Origin of the sequence: Candidatus Symbiopectobacterium sp. (assembly GCF_020054415.1) — a bacterium.
Lineage (GTDB): Bacteria > Pseudomonadota > Gammaproteobacteria > Enterobacterales > Enterobacteriaceae > Symbiopectobacterium.
In genome coordinates, this window is record NZ_JAHWCO010000138.1 from 1 (window position 1) to 5,719 (window position 5,719).

Sequence of the window (5,719 nt, forward strand, 5' to 3'; positions counted from 1 at the left end):
AGATAAGTTTTGCTTCATGGCCGCTATCATTGATACGCCGCGCCATAAAGTGTGCCCCGGCACAAGCTTCCATAACAACAACCGAGGATGGGCACGTCGCCAAAAACTGCATTAGCTTTGTGCGCGTAAACTTCTTACGCAGAAGCGCGTTACCTGAATTATCCTGGCAATGAATGTGGAAAGAATGTTTACCGAGATCGATACCAATAAGAGTAACGTTTTCCATGATGGCCTCTCCTGAAAGAAAAACACCCTGCCAGCATACCGCTCACAGAGTGGGGGTGACCATCTCATTAGGCACTCCCATCGAACAAATAAACATCGCGCAGGGAACCCACATGGATTTTTGCTATCCTGAGAGTCCATCAACCTCTCGTTTTATCCATTGGATCAATGTGCAATTCGAGCCGAAGGCGGTATAGCCACACCGTAGGTTCAACGTGAGATGCGATGAGACAAAAAGCGCAGTACACCCGTGCAACGATGGGATGTACTGCGCCCTACATAATAAACCGCCTTTACGATCGCCGATTACAGAGAAAGCAGAATCGCAAAAAAGATTAAACTCAGTACCACCGCCAGCAGCATATTGCGGATAAAGAAAGCGATAATCACGCTGAACAGCGCGCCCCACAAATAGGGGTTATCGCCGAGCGGTCGCACAATGCCGTGATCCATCAGGATGATCGGGCCGCATATCGCCGTCAGCAGGCAGGGGGCTGAATATTTCAGCGCTTGCTGTACCAGTGCAGGCAAGCGAATCGGCAGACGCGGTTCAAGAAACAGATAGCGATTGAAAAACACAATGCCCGCCAGCGCAAATAACAGTGCACCACTCATAGCACCGCCTCCCCGCGTCGTGATAGTAATGCAGAAAAGAACATGCCGCTCAGACCGGCAATCACCACCGCGCCTTCCACGTGGAATAAGGCCAGCACCATCGAGAGTACCAGCGACAGCACCACGCCCAGCAACGTACTGATGCTGCGTACCATCGGTACAACGATGGTAATAAAGGTGGCAATGATCGAGAAATCCAAATGATAGCGGGCCAAATCAGGTATCCGCGTGGCCATGACAATACCGGCAAGGCTGAAGATCACCCAGCAGACATAAAAAAACCCGCCCGCGGCGATCAAATAGCTGACAGAACGCGGCTGCTGTGCCGATTTGCCGCCGCTCAGCGCAAACAGTTCATCAGTGAGCAAGAAGCCAATCGGCAGACGATAGCGCAGCGCCAGGCGGGACACGTAATCACGCAAGGTCAGAGCGTAGATAATATGTTGGATGGTGATGAAGAAAACGGTGATCAAAATCGTGACGACATTGGCGCCGCTCATCACTAACCCCAGCGTGACCAACTGTGCAGCACCAGCGAACACCAACGCCGACAACCCAATGGATTGCCAGAGCGGCAACCCAGCCTGCACCGCCATCGAACCCGCCAGAATGCCCCAGGGCAACACCGCCAGACAAAACGGGAACATATCAAGAACACCAGCGCGAATATCACGCCACCGCGAGTCGGGTAAGCTGGCGTTTGGCGCAGCGCACGGTTGTGATAAAGCATGCTTTTCCATAGCGACCTGAAACTTTTGTAATAGATGCGGTCATTCAGGCTAGCCAAACATCGAGGAAAGCGTATTGAACAAGATTGCTGCCAAACCCTGCCGTTTTAACGCGATTAACTAACCTAACAGCGGATCTCGCGCCGTATGATCCCAAATAATACTTTGAATAAAACTGCCGGGCGTTGCGCCAAAGGCATTTTTAAAATGACGGGTAAAGTGGCTTTGATCGGAGAAACCGCACTTCGACGATACCGCAGCGAGCGTATGCCCGTGTAGCATCAGCGTTTTGGCTTTGCGCAACCGCGCCTGCACCTGATACGCGTGTGGAGGAATACCCACCAGCGCCTTAAATTGGCGTAAGTAGTGCCACGGACTCAGTTCCGCCATCGCAGCCAACGTGGTCAGGGACCACTCTTGCTCTGGCGTATCATCCAGCAAGATTTTTGTCTGTAACACGCGCTGTTCTGAAAAGGGCAATGGGCGCGGCGGACGGCGCGTTTTGCTGTAGCGCAACATCAACCAACTCAGTGATGAAAACAGCAATGTCTCTTTTAACAGCGTGTTGCCCGGCTGAGCCAATAAGCGAAATGCCATCTGTAACTGCTGCGCCAACCCCGGATCGTGCAGCACAGCGTCAGGAAACCACGGTACCGTCCCTTCGGCGTGGTGGAGATCGTGGGAAATCGTGCGAAACAGATCCGGATGTGGGTAAATGGCGCGATAGGCCCAGCCGTTTTCACGGGCAGAGCACCCGGTATGCACATCATCCGCATTGACCAAAATGATGTCTCCCTGTGGCGCAACGTGCTCACCACCAGTGCGATAAAAGCGCTGAGCGCCTTCTTCAATCACACCAACACAAAAAGTGTCATGCACATGGCGGGAAAACCGTTGGCGATAATAGCGCGCCTGCAGCATTTCCAAGCCGCCGAAGGATTCCAATCGATGGTACTGCGCCTGTTCACGTGGCGTTGCTTTGCTCATATAGTGCCCCCTGATGTTACCACTTCTGCTAGCAGTATCCGGATATTCACACTATTGTCACTCCGCATTCTCGCTGGGTTTAGAACAAAATTGCGCAGCCACGCATTTTTATCTTCATGTTCGCCGTGGAAAACGGTTTTCTTTTTCGGATAGTCGATGCACGATGATGCATCATATTGTATAATATGCCGATTGAAGCGACAGGAATGCGCTGTTACTCGGGGTGAATGCGTGAATTATCCAATTGTGCAAATCAACCACAGTTATCTGGGTTCCAGTGTGTACACCATGCTGCGCGAAGCGCTGATTATGGGACGGCTAAAACCGGACGATCAGCTGCGTATTCGCGAGCTGGCCACTCAGGTCGGGACCAGCGTCACCCCGGTGCGCGATGCCATCCTGCAACTCGCCAAAGAACGGGTACTGATACTGAAAACACCACGCGATATCCGCGTACCACAACTCACCAGCGCGCAGTTTATTGAGATTCGCACCTTGCGCGTGTCGCTGGAAGGCAGTGGCGCGCTGATGACACCGAGTAAACTTGCCGAGTTGGACGCCAATGTCACGCAAAATCTTCAGGCGATTGATGATAACGATTTAAGCGCGGCGCTGCGTCTTAACAGCGAATTTCACCTGATTCTGGCACAGATGGCTGACATGCCGCTGCTCAGCCAGTTTATTGGCAGCTTGTTGATGCGCACCGGCCCGCTGATTGCCTAGGCCTATGCCCATTTCTCCCACCAGATGGCGATTGAGCACCATCAAGACGTCGTGGATGCACTACGCCAACAGGACGGAACCGCCGCACAGCATGCCATACAACAGGATATTCTCGATGGCAGCGATACCATGCTGGCGTTCATTGAGCACACGGAGGAGAATCAGTCACAAGCGTAATTCCCCTCAATCGTACGGCGCTGAACCTGCCGGGGCATAACCAGACGCAGGCGACGTGGGGCTAATAGGGCTGGGTTGGGTGGATATCGCGACTGCGCAATGAAAACCACTACTGCGTACCCGGCTCGTCAGCGATGAAACAATATCACCTTGCACGGTCGCCTGTTTTCTGGAAAAAAGGGGCTCCCCTAGTGCACCCCTTATTTTGGGTGTGATCCCTAGCCCTATCGCAGAAACGCAATGACATCTCGCATTGACTATTTCCGGTGGTAACACCATCGCGTTAGTCAGTTCACCTCTGTCTATCATTCTGGTGCTGCTCACATTATTTATTTTTTTTTACCCCTTATTGGCGTTTTCGCCGCACGCTACGTCCAGCCTGAAATAATCAGGGTTTGAATACACGACTACCTCGTGTGTTACGCAAGGTGAGATATTCACCTTGCCTGATACCAACATTCGCGTGATTGAAAGGATAATCACAGATGAAAATAGCACTCTTAGGTGCGGGGAATATCGGGTTCGCCAGCACAGTCTGGCTGTGCCATCACTGTCACCAGACGGTGCTCTTGGCAAGGAAAACACATACGCTGGCAGGCATTTTTACCTCACATTCCTAGCTACACTCTACTGGCGTCATCGAAGGGGAATGTCGCCCAGCCGTTACCACTGACATTGCCACTGCGGTACGCGGCGCAGATGCCGTGCTACTGTGCGTTCCGGGCTATGGTCATGGTACGGTGATGGAAACAAGCGCATATTCAGCAATCATTAGATGTATCCTGCCATACGCTGAGCGAGATCGCCGCCGGGTTGCACCACCGGCGCGGTGGACCACCCGGCCCGGTCGACATGAATACCCGCTTTATTCTGGAAGATACACCCTATGGGCTGGTTTTCGCGGAAGCGATCGCACGCAAAGCGGGAATCGCGCTACCGCTACACAGCGCATCGATTACCCTTGCCAGTGCCGTGTGGCAATGCGATCTGCGGGAGCAAAAGGATGTGTTGCCCTCCCTGAAGCTGGATACCCTCTCTTTCACTGAGTTTACCCGATCGTTGAAAGAAGGTGTCACGCCTCACAGGCACACGTTGGCTAATCGTAAAGCCCCCGACAGACGCAGGCTTTAGCGCTGCGCCACTTCTGTCAGCACGGTATCCAGCGTATCGAGAAACAGCGCGGCATGCTCTTCCCTGAATACCAGCGGTGGCCGAATCTTCAGAATATTGCCCGCAGGACCCGTAGCACTGATCAGTACGCCGCGTTGACGCATGGTGTTCACCACCGCCACTGCCTCAACGCTGGCTGGCGTTTTATTTTCACGATCACTCACCAGTTCCGCACCGACAAACAGCCCGCTGCCGCGTACATCGCCCAGCAGTTCGTGACGCTGTGCTAACGCTTGCAACCCTTCACGCAGGCAATGTCCAACCCGTAATGCATTTTGTTGCAGGATCACCAGCAGCACCGCGTGTGCCGCTTGACACGACAACGTGTTGCCGCCAAAGGTATTAGAATAGCGAACGTCGCGACCAAACGCGGCGAACAGCGCCGATTTCCGATCGGATGCCCGTTACCCATCGGCTTGCCTAAGCTGACCAGATCCGGCACCACCTGATGGCGTGCGAATCCCCACATGTCTTCACCGGTACGACCAAAAACCGGCTGCACTTCATCGGCAATAAACAGCCCCCCGCGTCGCGCACCCACTGTACCGCTTGCGCCACTTCTCCAGCCAAGGGGGGAGAAGACGCCATCACTGGAAAAAATGGTGTCGAACAGTAGCGCCGCAGGACGGATGCCATCGGCATGCATCTCTGCCAATGCTGTCTGCACCGACGCCAAAAATGCGCAGGGTTGGCGATAGCTGTCTGGCGCATCAATCAGTTTCACATAATTGCCGCGCGTCACGCAGTCACCGAGTGACGGTGAAAGTTCCGCCAGCGCACTGGTAACACCGTGATAAGCCTAGCGTGTCACGATAACTTCAGTGCCGCCCGTCACATGCCGCGCAATGCGCAGGGCCAAATCGTTAGCTTCACTGCCGGCGCAGGTCAGCATCAGGTTATCCAGTTCAACCGGAAATTCACGCAGCAATTCTTCGGCAAAATCAACGATTGCATGAGGCTTTGTTGAATAAATAGAACTTTTGGGTAATCATCGGAGCAGATCACCACAGTTGTTTCAAAATCAGGTCTCCATGGCAAAACAAAATTTTAAAATCACCAACTGGCCCTCTTATAACAAGGCCCTCAAGCAGCGC

At 53.3% G+C, this 5,719-nt stretch carries 4 protein-coding genes and 3 pseudogenes; 2 read left to right on the forward strand and 5 right to left on the reverse strand.

Annotation, left to right across the window (positions count from 1 at the left end):
* From QZ506_RS04220 to QZ506_RS04235, 4 genes and pseudogenes are all read right to left on the reverse strand, one after another.
* A pseudogene (locus QZ506_RS04220) lies at nucleotides 1–226 on the reverse strand (IS110 family transposase); the annotation flags it as partial.
* Between the two features lie 305 nt (nucleotides 227–531).
* Nucleotides 532–840: an AzlD domain-containing protein gene (locus tag QZ506_RS04225; protein WP_291969298.1), complete on the reverse strand. Its 309-nt coding sequence runs from the start codon at nucleotides 838–840 to the stop codon at nucleotides 532–534.
* Nucleotides 837–1,487 carry an AzlC family ABC transporter permease gene (locus QZ506_RS04230; RefSeq protein ID WP_367272967.1) on the reverse strand — a complete coding sequence of 217 codons (651 nt, stop codon included), beginning with the start codon at nucleotides 1,485–1,487 and terminating at the stop codon, nucleotides 837–839. The genes QZ506_RS04225 and QZ506_RS04230 overlap by 4 nt, the downstream gene beginning before the upstream one ends.
* A 201-nt stretch (nucleotides 1,488–1,688) precedes the next feature.
* Nucleotides 1,689–2,555 (reverse strand): AraC family transcriptional regulator, encoded by an 867-nt coding sequence (locus QZ506_RS04235; protein WP_291969302.1) that lies wholly within the window; start codon nucleotides 2,553–2,555, stop codon nucleotides 1,689–1,691.
* 231 nt (nucleotides 2,556–2,786) lie between these two features.
* Here QZ506_RS04235 and QZ506_RS04240 point away from each other — a divergent pair.
* Nucleotides 2,787–3,455: pseudogene (locus tag QZ506_RS04240) on the forward strand (GntR family transcriptional regulator).
* 813 nt (nucleotides 3,456–4,268) lie between these two features.
* Nucleotides 4,269–4,586: an NAD/NADP octopine/nopaline dehydrogenase family protein gene (locus tag QZ506_RS04245; protein ID WP_291969303.1), complete on the forward strand. Its 318-nt coding sequence runs from the start codon at nucleotides 4,269–4,271 to the stop codon at nucleotides 4,584–4,586.
* Here the strand turns inward: QZ506_RS04245 and QZ506_RS04250 are convergent.
* Nucleotides 4,583–5,577, reverse strand: a pseudogene (locus QZ506_RS04250) (aspartate aminotransferase family protein); the annotation flags it as partial. The gene QZ506_RS04245 and the pseudogene QZ506_RS04250 overlap by 4 nt on opposite strands.
* Between the last annotated feature and the right edge of the window lie 142 nt (nucleotides 5,578–5,719).